15 protein-coding genes are annotated in these 26628 nt (G+C 36.9%); 11 read left to right on the forward strand and 4 right to left on the reverse strand.

The features are described from left to right. The first annotated feature begins 323 nt into the window (after window positions 1-323). Entirely contained in the window at window positions 324-9101 is an 8778-nt protein-coding gene (locus FG27_RS04040; RefSeq protein WP_037315839.1) for a LamG-like jellyroll fold domain-containing protein, read from the forward strand. On the opposite strand, the gene rsmG is transcribed toward FG27_RS04040, so the two are convergent. Continuing rightward, window positions 9098-9727, reverse strand: coding sequence for a 16S rRNA (guanine(527)-N(7))-methyltransferase RsmG (rsmG, locus tag FG27_RS04045; RefSeq protein ID WP_037315843.1), 630 nt, complete (start codon window positions 9725-9727; stop codon window positions 9098-9100). The genes FG27_RS04040 and rsmG overlap by 4 nt on opposite strands. A gap of 119 nt (window positions 9728-9846) precedes the next feature. On the opposite strand from rsmG, the gene FG27_RS04050 reads away from it, so the two are divergent. Then, window positions 9847-10953 carry an acyl-CoA desaturase gene (locus FG27_RS04050; RefSeq protein ID WP_037315846.1) on the forward strand — a complete coding sequence of 369 codons (1107 nt, stop codon included), beginning with the start codon at window positions 9847-9849 and terminating at the stop codon, window positions 10951-10953. A gap of 25 nt (window positions 10954-10978) precedes the next feature. Then, window positions 10979-12172, forward strand: coding sequence for a pyridoxal phosphate-dependent aminotransferase (locus tag FG27_RS04055; RefSeq protein WP_037315849.1), 1194 nt, complete (start codon window positions 10979-10981; stop codon window positions 12170-12172). A gap of 316 nt (window positions 12173-12488) precedes the next feature. On the opposite strand, the gene FG27_RS04060 is transcribed toward FG27_RS04055, so the two are convergent. Continuing rightward, a complete protein-coding gene (locus FG27_RS04060) occupies window positions 12489-13985 on the reverse strand; it encodes a TrkH family potassium uptake protein (RefSeq protein ID WP_037315852.1) in 1497 nt (498 codons plus the stop codon). Continuing rightward, window positions 13985-15334: a Trk system potassium transporter TrkA gene (gene trkA, locus FG27_RS04065; protein WP_037315854.1), complete on the reverse strand. Its 1350-nt coding sequence runs from the start codon at window positions 15332-15334 to the stop codon at window positions 13985-13987. The genes FG27_RS04060 and trkA overlap by 1 nt, the downstream gene beginning before the upstream one ends. Before the next feature lie 137 nt (window positions 15335-15471). On the opposite strand from trkA, the gene ubiE reads away from it, so the two are divergent. Both ubiE and FG27_RS04075 read left to right on the forward strand, forming a co-directional pair. Beyond that, window positions 15472-16200: a bifunctional demethylmenaquinone methyltransferase/2-methoxy-6-polyprenyl-1,4-benzoquinol methylase UbiE gene (gene ubiE / locus FG27_RS04070; protein ID WP_037315857.1), complete on the forward strand. Its 729-nt coding sequence runs from the start codon at window positions 15472-15474 to the stop codon at window positions 16198-16200. 4 nt (window positions 16201-16204) lie between these two features. After that, on the forward strand, window positions 16205-16876 hold the full coding sequence (locus FG27_RS04075) for a porin family protein (RefSeq protein WP_037315860.1): 672 nt from the start codon (window positions 16205-16207) through the stop codon (window positions 16874-16876). 77 nt (window positions 16877-16953) lie between these two features. Here the strand turns inward: FG27_RS04075 and FG27_RS04080 are convergent, their stop codons facing one another. Then, window positions 16954-17688 (reverse strand): RNA methyltransferase, encoded by a 735-nt coding sequence (locus FG27_RS04080; protein WP_037315863.1) that lies wholly within the window; start codon window positions 17686-17688, stop codon window positions 16954-16956. A 37-nt stretch (window positions 17689-17725) separates the two neighbouring features. Between FG27_RS04080 and FG27_RS04085 the strand changes: the two genes are divergently transcribed. The 6 genes from FG27_RS04085 to FG27_RS04110 all read left to right on the forward strand — a co-directional run bounded on the left by FG27_RS04085 (window position 17726) and on the right by FG27_RS04110 (window position 26510). Beyond that, window positions 17726-20299 (forward strand): BamA/TamA family outer membrane protein, encoded by a 2574-nt coding sequence (locus FG27_RS04085; RefSeq protein WP_037315866.1) that lies wholly within the window; start codon window positions 17726-17728, stop codon window positions 20297-20299. 45 nt (window positions 20300-20344) lie between these two features. Further along, the gene (fbaA, locus tag FG27_RS04090; protein ID WP_037315869.1) at window positions 20345-21412 is read left to right on the forward strand and encodes a class II fructose-bisphosphate aldolase; all 1068 of its coding nucleotides are present in this window, start codon (window positions 20345-20347) and stop codon (window positions 21410-21412) included. A 107-nt stretch (window positions 21413-21519) separates the two neighbouring features. Continuing rightward, window positions 21520-22377 (forward strand): acetyl-CoA carboxylase, carboxyltransferase subunit beta, encoded by an 858-nt coding sequence (gene accD, locus FG27_RS04095; RefSeq protein ID WP_037315872.1) that lies wholly within the window; start codon window positions 21520-21522, stop codon window positions 22375-22377. A gap of 101 nt (window positions 22378-22478) precedes the next feature. Continuing rightward, window positions 22479-22748, forward strand: a complete 270-nt coding sequence (gene rpsO, locus FG27_RS04100; protein ID WP_037315875.1) for a 30S ribosomal protein S15 — start codon at window positions 22479-22481, stop codon at window positions 22746-22748. A gap of 246 nt (window positions 22749-22994) precedes the next feature. Then, window positions 22995-25244: a polyribonucleotide nucleotidyltransferase gene (locus FG27_RS04105; protein WP_037315878.1), complete on the forward strand. Its 2250-nt coding sequence runs from the start codon at window positions 22995-22997 to the stop codon at window positions 25242-25244. A gap of 402 nt (window positions 25245-25646) precedes the next feature. Continuing rightward, on the forward strand, window positions 25647-26510 hold the full coding sequence (locus FG27_RS04110; RefSeq protein ID WP_011708302.1) for an RNA polymerase sigma factor RpoD/SigA: 864 nt from the start codon (window positions 25647-25649) through the stop codon (window positions 26508-26510). Window positions 26511-26628 lie beyond the last annotated feature (118 nt).

A 26628-nucleotide genomic window follows, 5' to 3' on the forward strand; every position in this document is an offset into this window, starting at 1 on the left:
AAGCTATGAATAGATTCTATCTGACTTAGGAGTAAGACTAATTCAAACTTAAAATAATATACCCCATCAAAAACAATATACAATCAATATAAGAGAAATGCATACTAACTTCTTTAAGGTAAAACTGATTACCGAAAATGGAAATAAGGAAAAGAAGTTTATTATGATCTAAGAAAGATTTTTCCTACAATAAATAATGACAGTATTATGAATATCGCCTTTAAACTGGTTTTTAGACATTTAAATCTTTATTTTGTATTTAAATTCTTGTTAAAATAGATTTTTTATATGTAATTTTACTCTCTAAAAGCAATTATTTGCCTATGGGTAAAATTACTCCCCGGTTTTTCTTAGCGGTTTTTATTTTCGGATTGTGCCTACTTTCCGCTAGTTCTTTATTTCCCAATATCAATTATGGGCCAGATAAACCTGTATCCGAAAAGCAAATCCAAAATAAATCATTTTTTGTAGGTTTTCTTTTGCAAGAAACACCAACGGTCTCTTTTATAGAAAATTCCCCGGCAACTTGTATCGATAAAAAAGATGGAGTTTTAAAGGTTAGTGCTTCTGGAGGTACTTCTCCTTACAGCTATTCCTGGTCAGGACCTAATGGTTTTACAGGATCAGGAGAAGAGTTCAACAATCTTGGACAGGGAACTTATACCGTAACGGTTACCGATGCAAATGATGAAACAAATTCAGATAGTTTTAATTTAGGCTTTGAAGATAATATAAACCCAGAAGTAATTACCCAAAACATTACTGTTCAACTAGATTCTAATGGACAGGCCGATATAACCGCTACTCAGATTGATAACGGTTCTAACGATGCTTGCGGCATTCAAAATCTTAGTTTAAATATCAGTAGTTTTGATTGTTCCAATATTGGAAACAATACTGTTACTTTAACTGCTAGAGATGAAAATGGAAATTCAGATTCAGATACCGCAATTGTTACCGTACAGGATAATATAGATCCTACTGCAAATGCCCAGGATATTACTATTCAACTGGATGCTTCTGGAAACGCAAGTATCACGGCAAATGATATCGATAATGGCTCTTCCGATAATTGTGGAATTTCAGACCTTTCTATTGATAAATCCAGTTTCGACTGTGATGATGTAGGAGCCAATACGATTACACTCACTGTTACCGATGAAAACGGAAGAACAGATTCAGATACCGCAATTGTTACCGTACAGGATAATATAGATCCTACTGCAAATGCCCGGGATATTACTATTCAATTGGATGCTTCTGGAAATGCAAGTATTACGGCAAATGATATCGATAATGGCTCTTCCGATAATTGTGGAATTTCAGACCTTTCTATTGATAAATCCAGTTTCGACTGTGATGATGTAGGAACCAATACAATTATACTCACTGTTACCGATGAAAACGGAAATACAGCTTCAGACACGGCTACCGTTACTGTGGAAGACAAAATAAATCCGCAAACACCAACCATACCTGATCTTGAATGGACGTGTGAAGATCAAATCACCAATTTCCCTACTACCGTCGACAATTGTAATGGAGAAATAACAGGAACTACCAACGATCCATTATCTTACGACACTTATGGAACTTACACTATTACCTGGATATTTACCGATGATTCAGAAAATTCTGTTACCGCTACGCAAAAAATTATTATCCCTGAACCCACGGTAGAAATACCGACTATAAATAACAGTACATTCTGCAATACAGAAACAGTCCCCGAAATTAATTTTTCAGGAGCAAATGCTACCTCGTATCAATGGTCTTACCAAAAAAGTAGTAATACAGATATTGGTCTGGCTTCAAGCGGGACCGGTAATATCTCGGCCTTTACTGCGAAAAACAATAGTAGCGACCCGGTAGTTGTTGAATTTACAGTAATCCCCTTTGGTGGAAACTGCCAGGGTGAAGAAAAAAATTTCCAAATAACTATTAATCCAACTCCTACTATTACAACGCCCAATGATATAGAAATTTGTGAGGGCGAAACCATTAATGCTATAGATCTTTCCAATTTTTCAGTAGATGGAAGCATTGTTGAATGGATCAATAACAATCCGGGGATAGGCCTCAATGCAAGCGGAAACGGTAATATCACCTCATTTACAGCTACCAATGAGACCAACCAAACACAAATTGCAACCATTTCCCTAATCCCTTCCGCAAATAATTGTACTGGGGAAACCCAAACATTCACAATTGAAGTTAAGCCTAAGCCTCAGGTTGAGGTTCCGCAAATTCCAGAATTTTGTAATGGGGCACCCACTCAGGCAATAGCACTAACCGGAAATTTTAGTGGAATTACCTATGACATAACCGGTGGTTCCTCAATTGGACTTTCCAATAAATCTGGAGTTTCAGAAATTCCGATTTTTACTCCGGCAAATAACACGAATTCACCTATAAATGCTACAATTAAAATAACCCCAAAAGCTAATGGCTGTATTGGAAAACCTGTTGAAATTCCTGTTACGGTAAAACCAAGTCCGGTGGTAAACTCATCCTATTCAAATCAAATCTGCTCAGGAGAAATCACGGACATTGCCTTATCCAGCCCTGTTACAAATACCGGTTTTAGTTGGACGGTTGAAGCACCTGCAGGGATTGAGGGTGCGATTAATGGAAGTTTAGATGCTGAAGGAATAATAGAACAAGAACTTATTAATACTACCTCACAAACTCAAACTGTAATTTATCGAATTACCCCGGAAGCAGATAGTTGTACTGGCGCGACAATTCCGGTAACAATTACAGTAAATCCCAATCCGGAGTTTGAAATAAACCTGCCAGAATGTGTTACGGCAGTTAACCTTATAGATACTTCTATAAAAAATAACAACTCATTAACTTACACCTATTGGGAAAATGAAGAAGCCACTATCCCCCTTTCCAATCCCTCTGAAGTAGGTTTAGGAATTTATTATATAAAAGGTAGCAGCTCTGCCGGTTGTTCGGTTGTTCAGGAAGTTACTGTAGATAAAATTCAACCTGTTATCACCAATATAGTGGAGGCACCTACAGAGATCTGTAGCGGCGAAGCTTTTGATTTTTTACCAGAGAGTAATTTGGAAGAAACTTCGATAAGTTGGTCCCGGGCCGCTCTTGGTGAAAATGCTGCTACAAATTCATCTGATAGGAATAATACAAATCCTAACGAATCACTAGTAAACAACAGTGGCAATACTATAACAGCCAAATACATTTTTACTTTAGAAAATAATGGTTGCACAAATAATTTTGAAGTTGAAGTTGATATTTTCCCAGCTCCGCAGTTAATTCAGGAACCCATTGAGGATATTTGTAACGGTAGCAGCATCAGTTACACACCGGAAAGTTCTTTACCAAACTCAAGCATATCCTGGCGGAGAAATGCGTTTGAAGGTAACGCAGCCTCCTCTGGTTCAGGAGCCATAAATGAAATTCTTTATAATGATTCAGGAGTTGAAATTGGTGTCACTTATTTTATAACGATTACTTCAGCGAAAGGATGTTCTGTTGAAGAAAGTGTTAGTTTTTCACTATTGTCAGGCCCTAAAGTAATAGCTACCGCTTCTAAAAATAATTTTTGCGCAGGGGAAACTATAGATTTGTATTCAACCTTTGAGGGCGAGCAATCTGTAGATCCAGTACTAATTGAAGAAAATTTTAATGGATCAGGAAATAATTGGACAAGTATTAATAATTCCACGGGAGGAAACTCTCAAGCACCCCAATGGCGGTTAAGACCTAACAATTATACCCCAAATTATAATGATATTATTCGCTCTAACGATGGAAGCCAGTTTTATCTCTCAAGCAGTGATGCTCAAGGTAGAAACACATATACGGAAACTATTTTACAGTATAATCAAAGTATAAATACAGTTGGTTACAGCAGTCTTGAATTTTCATTTTGGCAATATTATAGATTTTATAATAGTTTGGGTGAAGTTGAAGTTTCTACTGATAACAATAATTGGGAAAGAGTTTATGCCACCCCGGGAGCAACCAGAAAAGGCCTCGTTAGCTTTGATTTAAATGGCTGGACAGGAAATGAAAATTTATATATACGATTTAAATATAGAGCATATTGGGGATACTGGTGGGCAATAGATAATGTAAAGCTAACTGGTGAAGGCTCTACTGTTCCCGATGTAACTTGGACTTCCTCAACTAATCCAGACTGGAGTTCTAATGAACCTAACCCTACAAATATATCAGTATCTCAAAATACGGTTTTCACAGCCACCTATACCGACCCCGACATCGAGTGTCCAGGAGTAGGTACAGTTGAAGTTGAGGTAAAAGATCCATTGCAACCAGAAATTATTGCAAATTACTGTTCTTTAGATCAAACAAACCAGGTTCTATTATCTTCAAGTGAGGTTTATGATTCTTATAGATGGGTGGCTTCCGGACAAAATATTTCCACCGAGGAGTCTATACAGGTAAGCTTAGCGCAAACATACACTTTATACGTTACCAAGGAAGGCTGCGAAGCTTCAACTTCAATTACGCCCAATGAAAATTTAATAATCAATGGAGATTTTGAAGATGGAAACACCGGCTTTAACACTGTATATAATTATGTAGTGGATGATCCTAATTCTCGAAGAGAAATGTACCCGGAAGGCACTTATGCAGTTGGCGAAGATGCTTATAACTATCATAATAATTTTAGTGGATTAGGGCATGGTGGCCGAGGTAATTTTATGATTGTTAATGGAGATGTGTCTGTAGGTAATGTAGTTTGGGAATCTAATCCCCTGGAAATAATTCCAGATACCGATTATTATTTTAGTGCCTGGACAACCAATGTAAACCCAGCGAGCCCAGCTCGTTTAAGGATTCAGATATTAGTAAATGGTACTGTAGAAGTTGAAAGCACATTGGGCGACCTAACTAACGAACCCGTAGGAAATTGGATTAATTTTTATAATCCTGAATTATGGAATTCTGGTAATAATACAATAGCTACTGTAAGAATTGTTAATGAAAACCCTACCGCTGGAGGAAACGATTTCGGGATAGACGATATTTCTTTTGCTGCTTTTAGATCTTTCGATTTTGAATTTACGCCGGAAAATAATGGCCCTATTTGCGAAGGTGAAACTATAGAATTAACCGCAAATCTCGATGGTGGTCGTTTACCTATAACTTTTGACTGGACAGGCCCCAATGGTTTTAGCCACTCTACCACAATTACAGAACAAGAAGACTTAGCTGCAGCAGATACGCTAAGTATTCCCAATGCCACCCCAGAAATGGCAGGTGAATATTCTTTGGAAATTACTGATTTCTATGGCTGCAACCTGGAATCGAAAACCACTACCGTAGAGGTAATCGAAAAAGCGGTAGTTTTTGCAGGTGAGGACTTAGAAATATGTTCTAATGATCCTTTAATTGATCTTTCTCAAGCTTCTATTAGCCATCCGACTATTAATACAGGGGTTTGGACAACGGCAGATGGGGATAATTCCAGATTTACAGATTCTAATAGTATAAATACAACCTATAATCCAAGCCCAGAAGAAATTTCTTCCGGAGAGATTGAATTAATTTTAACTTCAGATCCTGATTCGGGGGCAATTTGTGAAGTTGTGAGTGACACTTTAAACATTATTTTCAATATTAGCCCGGAGGTAGAACTTGTACCACAAGATGTTACTTGCTTTGAAGGAAACAACGGAAAGATAGAAATTAACATAGCTGATAATACCGGCACAAGTCCTTTATCTTATTTATGGAGCAATGGGCAGACAGGAAGTGTGGCAGAAAACCTGGTAGCGGGAGATTATTATGTTGATGTTACAGATGCCAGGTCCTGCGTTGTAAGGTCAGATACCATAACAATCAATCAACCAGACAAATTGCTGGTGGAAAACCCAATACAGCTAGAGGAAGCTTCTTGTTTTGATGAATTTGGTACATTAGTAGCTATTCCTGTAAGCGGTGGACTGTTTACAGATGAAGAAATCGACGCTGATAGCATTCCATACCTGCTGGAAATATTGGATTCCGGAGGGAATTCAATAAGTTTAGGTCAAGATCAGGTGACCTATGATACAACTGCTGGACGTTTTGTGATATCAGGACTCCAGGGAGGAAAAGCATATACATTTCTAGTGAGTTCAAGTGAAAACTGTGCTGCTGAAGTTAAAACATTTACCACGCTTACTCCACCGGAAATCAATGCCGGGGAGGCTCCTGAAATTTCAGAATGCGGTGTAAAAACTTTATGGCTCTCCGCAACCCCTATAGATCCTGAAATTGGCACTGGAAGCTGGTCTTATAATAACGGAGAAACTGAATTATTGGGAGACCCAACTAATCCTAATACAAGTTTCACAGGACAGGCTGGCACACCTTACACTTTAACCTGGAGTGCTACATCAGTTGCAAATCCAGCCTGTAACGTTTCTAGAGATATTGAAGTAACTTTCCCACCATCTTGCAGCCAATTAAACTTTGACGGTATAGATGATTTTGTAGACCTGGGCAATCACTACAATATTAATTCTGCTTTTTCAATAGAAGCCTGGATAAAACCCCATTCAACTTCTGGAACAAAAACTATTTTTTCTAAAAGACCTACAGAAAATCTAAATGCAGGTTATGACATTTTTCTTAATAATGGTTCTCCTACATTTCGGGTAAACGAGAAAAGTGTAGTTTCGGGAAGTAAAGTCAATTCAAATCGTTGGTTTCATATTGCAGCTGTTTATAATCCAGGTTCAGCACTTAAAATTTATGTAGATGGTATTGAAATTCAAACCAATGCCAACAACATTCCAAATTCAGTTGGAACAACAGATACTCCAGCATTAATTGGAGCAGCTTATGCTCCAGGTGAAATTATAGAAAGCAAAAATCATTTTGAAGGCTACATTGAAGAAGTACGCATTTGGAAAGGAGCAATTTCATCCACACAAATTAGGTTTTTTATGAACCAGCGCCTGGAAAAAAATGGAACAAATGTAAGCGGTGCAATATTGGGCAATAATTTAAACCTCCCTAATGCCCCAGAACTTCCAACATGGGATAATTTACTAGGTTATTATCAGCTTCTAGCTCAGGATAATCTTATTTCTGATGGTTTCACTGATAATCTTGGAAGTATTGGCCAAAATGCCAATGGCTTACTAAAAAATATTCAGACTATGCAGGATAATACTGCACCAATGCCTTATGAGTCGACTAATGATGGGGCTTGGCACAATAAAAATAGCTGGGATCCAAGCTCGGCTAAATTCTGGACATTCCCTAATGACAAAGGTATTAACGGAGAGGAGATAAACTGGAATATTGCAATTCAAAAAGACAATTTAAACTCAAACAATAAAGACATAAAATTATTAGGCTTGTTTTCCGAAAATGGAACCCAAATTATAATGAATGGCACTAATAATAGTTCTGGAAACGAGTTACGCATTACGCATTACCTTGAACTAAACGGACATATAGATCTAAACGGTGAATCTCAATTAGTACAAACTGAAGGCAGTAAAATAGCTGGTTCAGGAAGTTTAGAACGCGATCAACAAGGAACGGCGAGTAGTTTTAACTATAATTATTGGAGTTCTCCTGTATTACCTAATGCTACAAGCACGAACTACAAAGTGAATCAGGTTTTATACGACGGGTCTACTGTGGGAACTAATACCTTTAAAAGCATTAATTTCCAGTGGGCTCATACTCATGCCGATGGGCAAAAATCTAATCCCATTAAAATTAGCGATTATTGGATAAATGCTTTTAGGAAAAAGATGGCTAACCAATATTCGGCTTGGGAACAAATTGGAAGCTACACTGCTATAAAACCCGGTGAAGGCTACACAATGAAAGGAACAGAAAATGTTGATATCGCTGAAGGAAAGCTACAAAATTATACCTTTAAGGGTTTCCCTAACAATGGCGATATAGAACTTACTGGAATTTTACCAAATCAAAATTATTTAATTGGTAATCCTTACCCCTCAGCTATAAATGCTTACGAATTTATTCTAGACCATATAAGGGCTGGAGAAGGCAATCATACCCAAAATGTATTTAATGGATCCTTATATTTTTGGGATCATTATTCAGGAAAAACACATTTTTTGGCTGAATATATAGGAGGTTATGCCACTTATAATTTGTCTGGTGGTTTAAGAGCTATTTCAACTGATGAAAGAATAAACAATCAAACTAGCCTTACAGGCACTAAAGAACCGGGACAATTTATTCCTGTGGGACAGGGATTTTTTATTAACACGGCAGCCGGGGATCCTAATGCAGAAACCAACAATAACATTGAGGGCGGAACGATAACATTTAAAAACAAATATCGTTATTTCTCATCTGAAGAAAATGCGAATAATTCTCAGTTTTTAAGGCCCGAGGAAATTAATAAAGAAAAGGATATCAAAAAATTATCTGAAGATTCAAGATATAAAATCAGGTTAAACTTTTATTCTCCTACAGGATATAATCGTCAAATTTTAGTTACGGCTGATGCCAAGACCACGAATCACTTTGATCTAGGTTTTGATGCACCTTTGTTAGATAATGCCAGGGAAGATATGTATTGGATGATTGGTGACCGAAAATTTGTAATCCAGGGTGTACCTCATTTCAATTTAGATCAAAGATTACCAATTGGTCTTAAAATTACCGAAGAAAAAGAATTCACCATAGAAATTGGGGAACTCGAGAATGTTCCTGACATTATTAACATCTATCTACGTAATAAAAGCGACAGTACATATTACAATTTAAGGAAGGATAATTTTAAAGCCAGTTTACCTGCAGGAGAATACCAGGATTTATATGAAATCGTTTTTCAAGATGTGACTTCTACGAGAAAAGATAAAGAACCCGGTGAAGGACCTATTGATTATTATTACTCCTTAGATAATAGGGAATTTGTAATTAGCAATCCAGAACTTCATAAAATTGAACACATCAATATTTATAATATCGCAGGCCAATTAGTAGATCAGCATTTTGGAATACCAGATATTAAGGAGATACATGTTCCGCAGGAAAAATCATTAAGCTCAGGCGTTTATATTGTAAAAATTTACACTAGCGCTGGAGATTATGCTAAGAAAGTGATTATTAGAAAAGATTAAGGCTTATATTTTAAAGGCAGGTAAACAACTTTTTTTGTATCGAAAAATTCCTCTTCAAAGTAATCGGGCAGATTATAGATCGTTGCTTTGGGATAATCTTTTAATTCTTCAGAAAGGTCTCCGCCTTTTAGATAAAGAATTCCATTCTTAAGCTCGTGCTCGCTTTTCTTTGCAATTTTGCCTTTTGTCCAATGCACAAAGGTTGGCATTGCTGCTACTGCCCTACTAACTATAAAATCATAGGTTCCAGAAATCTCTTCTACGCGGGCATTTGTGGTCTTTACGTTAGTAAGGTTTAAACCTTCCACAACTTCATTTACCACTTTCATTTTCTTTCCTATAGAATCAACGAGATGAAATTTAGTTTCAGGAAATAATATTGCTAATGGAATTCCTGGAAATCCACCGCCGGTCCCAACATCTAAAATTTTGGCTCCAGCCTTAAATTCCTGAATTTTCGCGATGCCCAGAGAGTGTAGAACGTGCCTAAGGTAAATTTCATCAATATCCTTACGCGAAACCACGTTAATTTTAAGATTCCAGTCTTTATAAAGACCCTCCATTTGCTCAAATTTCGTGTATTGGTCATCGGTTAAATTGGGGAAATATTTCTTTATTAATTCCAAAGTTTTCAAATTTGTTGTAAAAATACATAATTTGGTGCTGAAATTGCACCATAGATTAATTAGCTTATAGTATAGATTGATATTATAAAATTTTACCTTTACCACTTACAAAAAAAGAAATGGAAAATATTCAAAATCATATAAAATTCTCCCGAAAAGATTCTACCAAATTCTTTAGGATACTCAATAAAAGAGTAAATAGTTATTTTAAAGAAAATAACATTAAAAAAACCGGAAATTGGAAACTGCATCTAAAAGCAGTAGCAATGTTTTCTTTATTTTTAACCCCATACTTTTTAATTCTATCCCTTGATATTTCACAATGGTGGATGCTACTTCTTACCGTGGTAATGGGCGCAGGAATGGCCGGCGTGGGGATGAATATTATGCATGATGGTAATCACGGTTCTTATTCGTCTAAAAAATGGGTTAATAAATTTATGGGAGGCACAATCTATGTTCTGGCCGGTAATGTTTACAACTGGCAGGTTCAGCATAATGTTTTACATCATACCTACACCAATATCCACGGGCACGATGAAGACCTAGACGCTGGAAGAGTAATTAGATTTTCTCAACATTCAAAATGGTATAGTTTTCACCGTTTTCAACATTATTATTCTGTTTTTTTATATGGGTTGCTAACCTTTAATTGGGCATTAACTACAGATTTTAAACAGACTAAAAATTACTTAAAGCGGAAATTATCTTACGGAAAAATGCCAAATCCTGTAGCACAATGGAGTATTATCGCAATCACGAAACTGATTTATGTTTCTATTTGGATTGTGATTCCTATGTTAATTTTATCAATTTCCTGGTGGAAGATTTTAATTGGATTTTTCGTGATGCACTATACTGCAGGATTAATTCTTAGTATAGTTTTTCAGTTAGCCCATGTAGTAAAAGAAACCGAAATGCCCTTACCCGATGAAACAGGCTCTATGAAAAACACCTGGGCCATTCACCAGTTGTTTACCACCGTTAATTTTGCAACCAAGAATAGAATTGTGAACTGGTTTACCGGGGGATTAAACCACCAGGTAGAACATCATATTTTTCCAAATATTAGTCACATCCATTATTCAAGGATAGCCAAAATAGTAAAGGAAACTGCAGCAGAATGCAATCTTCCTTATCATGAATATAAAACCACACGCGCAGCTATAATTGCCCATTTCAAACATTTAAAAGAAATGGGTGCGAAACCTGCAATTTCGTCTTAATAACTAATTAGTAACCAATTAAAGAATGCAAGAACAATTATCCAACCGAATTAACAATTTAGCTACTTCCCAAACCCTGGCTATGGCTGCCAAAGCGCGTGAACTTAGAGCAGAAGGGAAAGATATTATTGGATTAAGTCTGGGAGAACCAGATTTTAATACTCCAGATTTTATTAAAGATGCCGCGATAGAAGCAATCAACGATAACTATAATTCTTACACTCCGGTAGACGGTTATGTTGAATTAAAAGATGCGATAATTAATAAATTTAAGCGGGACAACAATCTAACTTACAATCATTCTCAAATTGTGGTGTCTACGGGAGCCAAACAATCTTTAGCCAATGTGGCTATGGTTTTATTAAACCCTGGAGACGAAGTTATTCTACCTTGCCCTTATTGGGTTAGTTATGCTGAAATAGTGAAGCTTGCTGAAGGCGTTCCGGTAGAAGTTCCAACTTCTGTAGAAACCGATTTTAAAATGACTCCAGAGCAGCTTGAAGCAGCGATTACTCCAAAGACTAAAATGATTTGGTATAGCTCTCCCTGCAATCCAAGCGGGATGGTGTATAGCAAAGAAGAACTAAGAGGCCTGGCTGATGTATTGAAAAAACATCCAGATATTATAATTGTAAGTGATGAAATTTACGAACATATTAATTTTGTGGGTGGTCATGCCTCTATGGCTCAATTTGAAGATATGTATGATCGTGTGGTAACCGTAAACGGTGTTTCTAAAGCATTTGCTATGACTGGCTGGAGAATTGGTTATATTGGCGCCCCTTCCTGGATTGCCCGTGCCTGTAATAAAATGCAGGGCCAAATTACCAGCGGTGCCAATTGTATTGCTCAACGTGCGGTAATTACTGCCCTGGAAGCTCCGGTAAGCAAAATTAGTTTTATGGTTGATACCTTTAAGAAAAGGAGAAAACTTATCATAGATCTTTTAAATAATATTGAAGGTTTTGTAACCACAGAACCAGAAGGTGCTTTTTATGTTTTCCCGAATGTTTCTCAATTCTTCGGAAAAACAATTAAAGGTCATAAAATTGAAAACGCTACAGATTTCTCTATGTTTTTATTAGAAGAAGCTCTTGTAGCCACCGTAACCGGTGACGCTTTTGGAAATCCAGAATGTATAAGAATTTCCTATGCGGCCAGCGAATCTCAAATCGAGGAAGCAATGAAACGAATTAAATCTGTGCTTTCTGATGCGTAGAATTTCGGTTTAATAGGTCCATTTAAACTATATATATATAACATCATACTCGTCATTGCGAGGAACGAAGCAATCTTCAGTAATTAACTAAAGATTGCTTCACTCCGTTCGCAATGACGTTTTTTATCAAAATCACAGCTTATTTCTTTGTTTCAGAGCCTACTCCGAAATTTATCCAGAGATCTAAAATGTTGGAGAATTAAAAACATTTTAGAAACCCGAAAGGAAATTCGGGATAAAGTCTGAAATGAGTTCAGCTTGCCAGAAAGATATCTTTTCAGACAACTTTTCTATTTTCTAGAATTGAATATTAGAATTATCTATTCCTCCAGAAGAACGGAGTAAATAGGATAAGCACCGTAAATAGCTCCAACCTTCCTATTAGCATTAAAAAAGCACACCACCATTTACCAAGTGGCGGAAGAATATCAAAGTTATTTACAGGGCCAAGAGCTCCAAAAGCAGGCCCCACATTACCCAGCGAAGAAGCAGCGCCCCCAATAGCAGTTTCGAAATCAAGTCCAAGACCCCCTAAAACTACGGCGCCGATAATAAAGGAAAGCATATAAAGAATAAAAAAGCCAAGAATATTAAATGTCACTCCTTTTCCAATAGATTTTCGATTAAAACGTACCGGAAGGATTGCATTAGGATGAAGCGCACGTTTAAACTCTATTACGCCATTTCTAATCATAATAATATGGCGCATCACTTTTACCCCTCCTGAAGTGGATCCTGCAGAGCCTCCTAAAAAGAACATTCCGAAAAAGAAAATGGTTAAAAAAGGGGTCCACATGGTATAATCGGCAGTAACAAAACCTGTAGTGGTTATTATAGCTAAAACCTGAAAAAGACCGTGCCTAAATGCACTCTCAGCCTCACCCCAAACCATGGGATGGTCTATTTGCGACAGCGCAACATCAGCTTCAAAATAAATAAGCAAAGAGGCAACCACAGTAAACGAGCCTATAAAGTAGAAATACCACTTAAATTCATCGTCATGTAAGACTTTTTGAACTTTTCCTTTGAAACTATAATAGCTTAATACAAAGTTAGTTCCCGCCAAAAACATAAAAAGTATAATGATATATTGTATTACCGGCCTGTCGTTCCAATAGGCAACACTTATATTTTTAGTAGAAAAACCTCCGGTAGAAAGCGTACTAAGTGAGTGGTTTATTGCGTCAAAAAAGCTCATTCCTGCTACTTTAAGCAAGATAGTTTCTGCTACTGTATAACTTACATAAATCAACCATAAACGCTTGGCAGTATCTGTAATTCTTGGTTTTAATTTATCGGCACTTGGGCCGGGAGCCTCTGCAGCAAATAACTGCATCCCTCCTATTCCTAATAATGGTAAAATGGCAATTGCCAACACTATAATTCCCATCCCCCCAATCCAATGTGTTAAACTACGCCAGAATAAGATGCCTTTAGGAATGGATTCAATATCATTTAAGATTGAAGCACCAGTAGTGGTATAACCAGACATTGTTTCAAAAAAAGCATCGGTAAATGCAGGAATGGATCCGCTTAAAACGTACGGCAGCGTTCCACTCAAAGCCATGAAAATCCAGCCAAAAGTAACTATAATGTACCCTTCCCGCTTTTTAACTTCTTTACGGTGTCCTCTTGTAGTAAACATAAAAAGCACACCTAAAAACAGGGTGATAAAAGCTGCAGTTAGAATCTCCAGGGTAACCCCGTCTTCATAAAACCAACTAAATAAAACTGCTAAAAGCATAAAACCGCCGTTGCATAAAAGCAACAGCCCCATAACGTGCAGAATAATCTGATTGTTAAGTCTTGGCATTAGAGAAAGAGTTTTTCAACCTTTTTTATAGACCTTGGTAAGCAGCAAACCACAATACGATCGCCGCGGGTAATTCTAAAATCACCTAAAGCAATTATACCTTCTCCATCTCTAATAATCCCACCAATAATAGCCGATCTAGGAAAATCAAGATCTTTGATTCTTTTATTGCATACCTGTGAATTTGGTTTTACAATAAATTCCAGTAATTCAGCATTCATATTATTGATCTTGGTCATTGCCACTACTTCACCTTTTCTAACATATCTAAATATGTTATTGGCTGCCAGTAGTTTTTTATTGATCAAAGTATCAATTCCAATAGAATGGCTTAACTGGTAGTAATCCATATTCTCAACTAAAGAGATAGTTTTCTTGACACTCTTTGATTTTGCAACCAGGCAGGACATGATATTGGTTTCCGAATTTCCGGTAACTGCAATAAATGCATCCATATCATGAACATTCTCTTCTTCCAGTAATTCTACATTTCTACCATCACCATGGATAATAAGTGCATTTGGCAGTTCATCGGCCAGGTCATAGGCTTTCTCTTTATTTGTCTCTACCAACTTTACATTAAAGTTATTTCTGCATAAGTCTATAGCGGTTTTTTTACCAATTTTACTTCCGCCCAAAATCATTATATTCTTAATGGCATGTTTGGTTTTCCCCGTAAGCTTGTAAAGGTTTTCCACCCCTCTTTTTAGGGTGATAAAATTTACCTGGTCTCCTTCTTTAAATTGGGTATCTCCACGCGGAATAAGCGTGTACTGCGTTCCATAACGCTGAATTGCAATAGGTACAAAATTTAGATCTGGGAAAATATTTGCAGCTTCCTTCACTGTTTTGCCCACAAATAGGGCATTACGAGAAAGGCTTAGCCCGATCATGGTTAAAGCTCCATTTTCAAATTCATAGCTATCATTAAAAGCAGATTGATTTAAAAGCAGCGCAATCTCTCTTGCTGCTAGAGCTTCTGGAGAAATCAATTCATCAATCCCAAAACTCGTAAAACCAATTTCCTCCTTATTTTCAAGAAATTCAGTATTAGAAATTCGAGCTATTGTTCTCTTGGCACCTAATTGTTTCGCCAAAACACAAACTGTAATATTGGTGGCTTCACTAGAAGTTACGCTTATAAGCATATCTACATGCTTTACCTGCGCATCTTTTAAAATGCTAATTGAGGTTGCATCTCCCTTTATCGTCCTGATATCTAAATGAGTATCGGCGTAGGTAAGATTGTCCCGGCTGGTATCAATTAGAGTGATATCCTGGGACTCAAAAGAAAGCAATTTTGCCAAATGAAAGCCTACTTCACCTGCTCCGGCAATAATTATCTTCATATAACAGCTTGAAATTGAAAAGAAGAACAAAGGTACGGTATTTTCAACAAACCTAAAACCGAAGTCGCACTTAACAAATTCTAAAAGTTCAACCTCAATTATTTCATATCGTGTATCTTTGGCACAAAATTGTTATTATGAGTAAAAAGGTTACTCCATATCAGGATTCCGGATTAAATAAGAAAAAGCAGGTTGAACAGATGTTTGATAAAATATCTGGCAATTACGATGGTCTAAATCGGGTTATTTCTATGGGAACCGATGTAAAATGGCGAAAAAAAGTGATTGCGCTGGTTAAAGCGCAAAAACCAAAAGCGGTTTTAGACATTGCTACCGGCACAGGCGATCTTGCCATACAAATGGCCGATATTAATGCTGAAAGAATTGTTGGTCTCGATCTTTCTGAAGGTATGCTTAAAGTTGGGCGTAAAAAAATTGCAGCAAAACAATTAACCGATAAAATTGAAATGGTGCAGGGAGACTCTGAAGCGCTGCCTTTTGAAGATAATTCTTTTGACGCTATAACCGTGGCATTTGGGGTTCGTAATTTTGAAAATTTAAAAAAAGGACTATCTGAAATTCAAAGAGTTCTAAAACCCGGCGGAATTTTTGTAGTTTTGGAAACTTCTGTCCCTACCAGATTTCCGTTCAAACAAGGTTATAAATTATACTCAGGCGCAGTATTACCGCTAATAGGGCGTGTATTTTCTAAAGACCGGGAAGCTTATTCTTACTTAAGTAAAAGTGCAGCTGCATTTCCTTATGGAGAAGCTTTCAACAATATTTTAAAGAAAACGGGGTTTATAAATGTAGAAGACAAACCTCAAACATTTGGGGTTGCCACCATTTATACTGCTTCAAAATAAAACTATGAAGAAATTTTTTGTTATTGTCTTACTTTTTTGCGTTCAATTTGGTTACGCACAAATTTTTGGAGGAGATAAAATTATTAACAACGAGAACTTTGACAAACAACAGTGGTCCTGGGGATACTACCTTGGATTCAATACCTACGATTTCAAGTTTAAATATAATGATGAAGCAACACCTAATGGTAACGACCTCATTATAGAAAAAACTTTGGGCTTTAATGTTGGTCTGGTTGGTAATTTAAGATTAAACAACAATCTTGATCTTCGATTAGAGCCGGGAGTTACTTTTAATACTCGTAATTTTAGGCCACCGTATACTCAAGAAGTTTACGAGATTAATTCTACTTATGTACATATACCACTTTTGCTAAAATTCTCGGCAGATAGAAACAATAATTTCAAACCCTTTGTGGTTGGCGGTTTATCTACTTCTATCAACTTATCAAGTAATGAGAATAACCCCGATGAGCAATTTAGGTTTAAAACCAATAATTACCATTATGAAGTAGGTATAGGAGTAGATTTATACCTTTATTATTTTAAATTCTCTCCTTCCCTTAGAGGTGTCTTCACTATAAATAATGAGCTGTTTGAATCTACTAACGAAACTGCGTCAAGCATAGATGCTATGAGATCAAATGCGGTATTCATTAATTTCACCTTTCAATAAAATCTTTATTATTGTTAATGGAATAAATAGTAAATTCGACACCAACTGGAGTGGTCTCGATCGAAAATATAGCGCAATTACCCGGCAAAATCATTTCTCTTAAACTCACTGAAAAGAATTGCCGTTGCTGTTGCGACATTGAGGCTTTCAGTTTCCTGCACTTCACCAAAACGTGGAATACTTACTCTTTTCCCTATCATCCCTTCTATTTCTGCTGAAATCCCATTCGCTTCATTACCCATTACAAGAATGGCTTTCTCTTCAGTTTTACTTTTATAAATATTTTCTCCTTCCATAAAAGCACCATAAACCGGTAGTTCAGAATTTTCAAGAAAGGTTTTTAAATCGCAGTAAGAAATATTTACCCTCGCCAAAGATCCCATCGTGGCTTGAACCACCTTAGGATTGTAGCAATCTACCGAGTCCCTTGAACAAACAAGGTTTTTTATGCCGAACCAATCACAAAGGCGAATAATTGTACCTAAATTTCCTGGATCCCTAATCCCATCCAATGCTAGAATCAAATTTTCATCTTGTACATTAACTTCTTCCGGTATTTCAAATAATGCAAGTGCAGCTTGAGGTGTTTTCAAAAAGCTTATTTTCTTAAGTTCGCGCTCATCAATATTTTGAATTTTATCTGCCTCAATTCCAAAATCTTCTTTTAAAGTAAAAAGCCGATTCAGCTTAAATTTAGAATAAATAAGCTCGTTAATCGTTTTAAAACCTTCGGCTACAAAAAGTCCGTTTTTATATCGGTATTTTTTTTGTGCAAGACTGGTTATTAACTTAATTTGGCTTTTACTAACCATACAAAAAATGTAATTTTGATCTCTTAAAAATGTGTATTTGAATCGGCATTTCGCAAAAATATCATTATTTTTTTTAAGCCTGCTTTTTTTAATTTCCTGTAATGCCGTTAAACGCGTAGAGGGTAATGATAAACTGCTCACTAACAATGAAATTTTCGTAAATAACGAAAAGATCAATGAGGCCAGAATTTATAACCAACTCTACCAGGAACCAAATACCAGTTTCCTGGGGCTTCCCTTAAGACTTCATTTTTATAATCTTGCCCGTCCCGATATTGATTCTATTTTAACTGAAAAATATATGGAGAATGAAAGCAAGAAAAATACTTTAGTAGATATTCTTTCCTATAAACAGTTTGAAAAATATTTAAATTCCCGAAAATCTTTTAATACCTGGATTAAAAAAACTGGAGAAGAACCGGTAATTGTGAACGAAGAAGACACTAAAAAATCGGTTAATCGCCTCAACTCCTGGTATTGGAATAACGGCTGGTTTAATGTTGAAACCGATTACGAGATTATTACTTCAGAAAAAAAGCAAAAACGTGCCCGGGTGGAATATGAAGTTACTACCGGCCCTCCCTATCATTTGGATTCAATAACCACTGATATTGCTTCAAAGGTCATAGATTCCTTATATGAGTTAAATAAAGCTGAATCGATTATAAAGGAAGGAACACAATACAGAACATTAGACATTAATGAAGAAAGGGACCGGTTGACTTCACTTTTCAGAAATAATGGGGTTTATAATTTTGACCAGGAATATATAAGTTTTGATGCCGATACGATTAACACAGATAATAAGGTAAATACCACGCTAATTATCAAGAATAGATTCGCTTCAGAAGACGATACAACTTCCAGAGTGCCTTTTAAAATTCACGAAATTAGCAAGGTGAATATTTTTACCGATTATAAATATGCAAACCGAAATCAGCCAATAACCGATAGTATTACAACCGAAGATGGTTATACGCTTTATAGTTTTGAAGAATTACAGTATAAACCAGAGGCAATTACAGATGCCATTTTTATTAGACCCGGAAATACTTATAGCGATATTTCACGATCCCGCACATACAATAGACTAAACTCGTTACGAGTTTTTAAGTATCCAAACGTTCAATTTACCCCAGACCCCGCAGATTCTTTACGCACCGATTTAATTGCGAATATTTTTCTTACGCCTCAACCAAAATATTCACTTGGTTTCGATTTTGATATTTCGCAAAGCAACATTCAGAAATTCGGAATTGGTGGCGGCGGCTCCCTTTTAATAAGAAATGTTTTTGGTGGTGCTGAAAATTTTGAAATTTCCGGGCGGGGCAGTATAGGTTCTTCTACCGATGCAGCGATAAGTGGCGATGATGATCGCTTTTTTGATATTTCTGAAATTGGAGCCGACCTTAAACTTACATTCCCCAGGATATTTCTACCTTTTGATACCGAAAGTTTTATTCCTAAATATATGCAACCTTTCACTGCACTAAGTTTGGGGGTTAGTACGCAAAACAATATAGGGCTGGATAAAAGGAACCTTACTGGAATAATGAACTACCGTTGGAATCCTTCCCGGCAACTTTCTAACCGCTTAGATCTTTTAAACATTCAATACGTAAGAAACCTTAATACCGATAATTACTTCAACGTTTACCGTAACTCTTACAACGATCTAAATGAAATTGTACAATCGGGAAGTATTGTGACAGATCCTGCTTATTTAAACGAAGAAGGCCTGCTAAGCATTCCAACCGGTGCCGAAAGTTTTATTCGGGATATTTCTAATAATACTGGCGGAACTACCGGTTTAGATGAAGAACAAATTCAGCTTGTAAATAATATAGGAGAGCGTAAAAATCGTTTAACTGAAAATAACCTAATTTTTGCCTCTAACTATACGTATCTATGGAATACAAAAAAGAATCTTTACGACCAGGAATTCACGCGATTCAGGTTTAAAATAGAAACCGCAGGAAATGTTCTTGCCGCCGTCTCAAACATTGCTGGTTTTGAGAAGAATGAAAATGGCAATTACGATTTGCTAGGGGTTAATTTCTCACAATATATCAAAACTGAACTGGATTTTATTAAACACTGGGATATGGGCCAGAGTAATATTTTAGCTTTTCGTGCTTTTGGTGGAGTGGCTATTCCCTATGGTAACGCTAACAGTATTCCATTTGTTAGAAGTTTTTTTGGTGGTGGTCCTAACGATAATCGTGCCTGGAGAGCTTACGATTTAGGTCCAGGAAGTAGTGGCGGAAGAAATGAATTCAATGAAGCTAACATGAAACTTGCTTTCAATTTAGAATACCGGTATAATCTTTTTGGCGCCCTCAACTCGGCTGTTTTTGTAGATGTGGGAAATATCTGGAATGTACTGGATATTGTTGAAGATGAAGACGCTACTTTTGAATCGCTTTCAGACCTAAAAAATATTGCAGTAGGCTCCGGTTTCGGACTTAGATATGATTTTAACTTTTTCGTGCTTAGGTTTGATATTGGCTTCAAAACCTACGACCCTGCCCAGCCAGATGACAAACGCTGGTTCAGGAATTACAACTTTAATAACGCCGTGTATAATGTAGGGATCAATTATCCTTTCTAAGCCAACATATTTTCTTATTTTTGTAGTTCTAATTCAACTAAAATTATGAGTCACAACATTAAACCAGGCGTAGCCACAGGAAAAGAAGTACAGGAAATATTTAATTATGCCAAGAAAAAAGGCTTTGCCCTTCCAGCTGTAAACGTAATAAGTTCCAGCAGCATGAATGCAGTAATGGAAACTGCAGCAGAACTAAATTCACCCGTTATTATTCAATTCTCAAATGGAGGTGGCCAGTTTAACGCTGGAAAAGGACTTTCAAACGATAATGAAAAAGCAGCGATCGCTGGATCTATTGCAGGTGCAAGACATATTCACGAACTTGCTGAAGCTTACGGTGCAGTAGTAATTTTACATACAGACCACTGTGCGAAAAAATTATTACCCTGGATAGATGGTTTACTGGATGCCAGTGAAAAACATTTCGAGCAATTTGGAAAACCACTATACAGCTCGCATATGATAGATCTTTCAGAAGAGCCTCTTGAGGAAAACATTGCAACCTGCAAGAAGTATCTTGAAAGAATGAGTAAAATGGGAATGACACTTGAAATTGAACTTGGTGTTACAGGTGGTGAAGAAGACGGTGTTGATAATACTGATATCGACTCTTCAAAATTATATACTCAACCAGAAGAAGTGGCCTATGCTTATGAAGAATTAAGCAAAGTAAGCGACCAGTTTACTATCGCTGCCGCTTTTGGAAATGTACACGGAGTTTATAAGCCAGGTAACGTAAAACTTACCCCGGTAATTCTTAAGAATTCTCAAGAACACATTACTAAAAAATACGGTGTAGAAGAAAATCATATTGACTTTGTATTTCATGGAGGTAGTGGTTCTACGGTTGAAGAAATTCGCGAAGGAATTAGCTACGGAGTAATTAAAATGAATATTGATACCGATCTTCAATACGCTTACCTTGAAGGTATTCGTGATTATATGGGAGAAAAGAAAGATTATCTTGCTGCTCAAATTGGTAATCCTGAAGGTGATGGCGTACCAAATAAAAAATATTACGACCCAAGAAAATGGTTGCGTGAAGGTGAATTAACTTTTAAAGCCCGACTTAAAAAGGCATTTGAAGACCTTAACAACGTAAACACTTTATAGAATTAATTTTTGGAACAGCTGGAGTTTTTAAATTCCGGCTGTTTTTATTTTAAGTAAAACATTCGGTTTATTAAAGAAATGAACTGAAACCTGAAACCTGAAAATAAATGGCTTGGTTTAAAAGAACACAAAAAGGAATTCAAACACCCACGGAACATAAAAAAGATGTTCCTAAAGGGCTTTGGTATAAATCCCCAACCGGCAAGATTGTAGATGCTGAACAATTAGAAAGCAATTTTTATGTAAGCCCTGAAGATGGTTATCACGTAAGAATTGGCAGTAAAGAATATTTCAAGATCCTTTTTGACGATAATGAATTCAAGGAACTGGATAAAGACATGACTTCCAAAGATCCTTTGAATTTCAAGGACACAAAAAAGTACACCGATCGTTTAAATGCAGCCCAGGAAAAAACAGAACTTAAAGATGCGGTTCGCACCGCTGTTGGAAAGTCTAAAGGAAAAGATCTGGTAATTGCATGTATGGATTTTAGGTTTATTGGAGGTTCTATGGGATCTGTAGTAGGCGAGAAAATTGCACGTGCAGCAGATTATGCACTAAAAAATCAAATTCCACTAATGGTTATTTCCAAATCTGGTGGAGCTAGAATGCAGGAAGCAGCCTTATCCTTAATGCAATTAGCTAAAACCTCGGTTAGACTGGCACAACTTGCAGAAGCAAGAATTCCTTATATCTCTTTAGCAACAGATCCTACAACTGGAGGAACTACGGCTTCTTTTGCAATGCTTGGCGATATTAATATTTCAGAACCAGGAGCTTTAATTGGTTTTGCAGGACCAAGAGTAGTAAAAGATACTACCGGAAAAGACCTGCCAAAAGACTTTCAAACTTCAGAATTTCTTAAAGAAAAAGGGTTTTTAGATTTTATAACTAAAAGATCTGAACTTAAAAATAAAGTGAACCTGTATTTGGATCTTATTCAGAATCAACCAGTAAGGGCTTAAAAAAATATTTTCTTTCCGTAGGTAATTATATAGAAAGTAGTATCTTTGCCGACTGATGGAAAAACTGTCAATACATAAAAATCATTAAAATTAATATTGGAATGTATTTAGCCAAAGAAAGAAAAGAAGAAATTTTTGAGAAGCACGGAAAAAGTAAAACCGACACCGGTTCTGCTGAAGGACAAATTGCTTTGTTCACTTACCGAATCTCTCACCTTTCAGATCACTTAAAAAAGAATCGTAAAGACTACAACTCAGAGCGTTCTTTGGTAATGTTGGTTGGTAAAAGAAGGAGCTTGCTTGATTACTTAATGAAGAAAGATATTATGAGATATCGTGCGATCGTTAAAGAGTTAGGATTAAGAAAATAAATTTCAAAGGGGGCTATACGCCCCCTTTTTTTATATAAGATTAATTTGTAAATATTTACATTCCCAATATTTATTGGGTTTAAATCTCGATTATCGAGTAAAATTGTCGCTCAAAGAGAGTAGTTTTTCATTGGTCTACACAACACACAACAACACAACTCCCGGCCGCCCGGTATTATAGGCGGAGACCATTGTATAACAAAAGATCTGGTGAAGTTATTCAGATCAAACGAAGAATTCAAAATTATGATTCCACAAACATTTAAAGAGGTTATCGATTTAGGAGATGGAAGAGAAATCTCAATCGAAACCGGAAAATTAGCAAAACAGGCCCACGGGTCGGTTGTTGTTCAAATGGGCAACGCCATGTTGCTTTGTACTGTAGTATCTTCTTACAAAGAAAGTACTATGGATTTCTTTCCATTAACTGTAGATTACAGGGAAAAATTTGCTGCCGCAGGTCGTTACCCGGGCGGTTTCTTTAAAAGAGAAGCAAGACCAAGTGACGGTGAAGTTTTAACAATGAGAATTGTAGACCGCGTATTGCGTCCACTTTTCCCATCAGATTACAGAACTGAGACTCAGGTGATGATCCAGTTGATGTCACATGATGAAGAAGTTATGCCAGATGCTTTGGCAGGACTTGCTGCTTCTGCCGCTATCCAACTTTCAGACATTCCTTTTGAAACCGCTATTTCTGAAGCTCGTGTAGCCAGGATAGATGGTGAATTTGTAATTAACCCAAGCCGTAGCCAGTTACAAGAATCAGACATCGATATGATTATTGGTGCTTCTTCAGATTCTGTAATGATGGTTGAAGGTGAGATGAAAGAAATTTCAGAAGAAGAGATGGCCGAGGCTATTCAATTCGCTCACGAACACATTAAAAAACAAATAGACGCTCAATTGCGTTTAGCTGAAGCTTTTGGTAAAAAACCGGTTAGGGAATATGCCACTGCTGAAGAGAAAGAAGATATAGAGAAAAAAGTTCGCGATGCGGCTTACGATAAAATTTACGAGATCGCTAAAGGTGGTCACGGTAAAAAAGAACGTAGCGAAGCTTTTTCTGCAGTGAAAGATGAAGTTTTAGCTTTATTTTCTGAAGAGGAATTGGAAGAAAATGAAAAGCTGATCAAAAAATATTATAGCAAAACTGAAAAAGAAGCGGTAAGAGAACTTACTCTTGCTGAAGGTATTCGTCTTGATGGTAGAAAAACCGACGAGATTAGACCTATCTGGTGTGAAACCGATTATTTACCATCGGTACACGGTTCGGCTATCTTTACTCGTGGGGAAACTCAGGCTTTGGCAACGGTAACTTTGGGTACTTCCAGAGAAGCAAACACCATAGATATGCCAACTCACCAGGGGGAAGAAACTTTCTATTTACATTATAACTTTCCTCCATTTTGTACCGGAGAAGCTTACCCGATTAGAGGAACTTCAAGACGTGAAATTGGACACGGAAATCTTGCACAACGTGCATTAAAAGGAATGATTCCTGAAAATAATCCTTACACTGTAAGAATCGTTTCTGAAGTATTGGAATCTAACGGATCATCTTCTATGGCAACGGTTTGCGCCGGAACTATGGCAATGATGGATGCCGGGGTTAAAATGAAGAAACCAGTTTCTGGTATCGCAATGGGATTAATTTCTGATGGTGAGCGTCACGCTGTACTTTCAGACATTCTTGGAGATGAAGATCACCTTGGTGATATGGACTTTAAAGTAACCGGAACGGCTGACGGGATTACCGCTTGCCAAATGGATATTAAAGTAAAAGGACTTCCTTACGAGATTTTAGTAAAAGCACTAAAACAAGCTCGTGCAGGTAGACTTCATATTCTAGAAAAACTGACTGATACTATTGCTGAGCCAAACGAAAATGTAAAAGCTCACGCTCCAAAAATCATCACCAGAAGAATTCCTAACGAATTTATTGGTGCAATGATTGGACCTGGAGGAAAAGTGATTCAGGAACTTCAAAAAACTACAGGAACTGAGATCGTAATTAACGAAGATCCCGTAACCGAAGAAGGTATTATTGAAATCCTTGGAACTAGTCAGGAAGGAATTGATAAAGTTCTTGCTAAAATAGACTCGGTAACTTTTAAGCCAGAAAAAGGAAGTGTTTACGAAGTAAAGGTTATCAAAGTTCTTGACTTTGGTGCCGTAGTAGAATATCTTGATGCTCCCGGCAATGAGGTTTTACTTCACATATCTGAACTGGCGTGGGAACGCACAGATAACGTAACCGATATTGTAAACCTTGGTGATGTAATAGATGTAAAATACTTTGGTGTAGACCCTAAAACCCGTAAGGAGAAAGTTTCAAGAAAAGCTTTGCTTGAAAAACCTGAAGGTTACCAGGCAAGACCACCAAGAGACAACGATCGTAACGACAGAGGTCGTGACAACCGCGGTTCTCGAGACAATCGTGGCCGTGATGATCGAAGAGGTAGAGACAACAGAGATCGTAAAGACAACGATTAATTAGTCTTAAGCTTTATAAATCTAAATCCCCGAAAAATTAATTTTTCGGGGATTTTTTTATGCAGTTTGTTAGGAGTCTTTTTAATCGTCAAGCTGAACTTGTTTCAGCTTCTAGCATGATATTAAGTTAGATATCCGAATAAATTTCGGAGCAAGCTCTGAAACCATACCGAAGCTTCGCAAAAGGATGACGAAAAGATGATATTTTTATTTTTTTCTGCGTTAGGAATTATAGCGTAAAGCCCACAGCGAGTGGAACGAGCGAGGACTTGCAGCGTAAAACCCGACCCGCAGGGTAACGCCCAAATAAAATTAATTAAGATTTTTTGTAACATTTCGACTACTCCTTGCGTATAAACTAGTACAAGAGCTATTCATAATTAAAATCCAAGGAGACGATAGATGAGACAACTTAAGATTACGAAGCAGGTAACAAACCGTGAGACTGCTTCGTTAGACAAGTATTTGCAAGAAATTGGTAAAGTTGATCTAATTACTGCCGATGAAGAGGTAGAATTAGCACAACGAATTAAAGCGGGTGATGACCGCGCTTTAGAAAAATTAACTAAAGCGAATTTACGTTTTGTGGTGTCGGTAGCAAAACAATATCAAAATCAGGGGTTAACCCTACCCGACCTTATTAATGAAGGAAATTTAGGATTAATTAAAGCTGCGAAACGTTTTGATGAAACGCGTGGTTTTAAATTTATCTCCTATGCTGTATGGTGGATTCGCCAGTCTATTCTTCAGGCACTGGCTGAGCAGTCGCGTATTGTTCGTTTACCATTGAATAAAATTGGATCTATTAACAAGATCAACAAAACTTTTGCTTTCTTAGAACAATCTCATGAGCGCCCTCCAAGTGCTGAAGAAATTGCGAAAGAGCTGGACATGACGATTAATGATGTGAAGGAATCTATGAAGAATTCTGGCCGTCACGTCTCTATGGATGCTCCTTTGGTAGAAGGTGAAGATTCTAACCTTTACGATGTATTACGTTCCGGGGAATCTCCAAATCCTGATAAAGAACTTTTACACGAATCTCTAAGAACCGAGATTGAGCGTGCTTTAGAAACCTTAACTCCGCGTGAAGCAGATGTTATTCGTTTGTATTTTGGTCTTGGAGACCAGCACCCAATGACACTTGAAGAAATTGGTGAAACTTTTGATCTAACAAGAGAAAGAGTTAGACAGATTAAAGAAAAAGCGATTAGAAGATTGAAACATACTTCTAGAAGCAAAATCCTAAAAACGTATTTAGGATAAGATATTTAAGATGACAACAGTTAATGCCGGCGACGGCCGGCTAACATAACTGTTCGTTTTTTGATTGATGAATGACCCCGGCGTGATGAACCGGGGTTTTTTTGTTTAAGTTCTTTGA

It is taken from the genome of Salegentibacter sp. Hel_I_6 (assembly GCF_000745315.1).
Taxonomy (GTDB): Bacteria; Bacteroidota; Bacteroidia; order Flavobacteriales; family Flavobacteriaceae; genus Salegentibacter.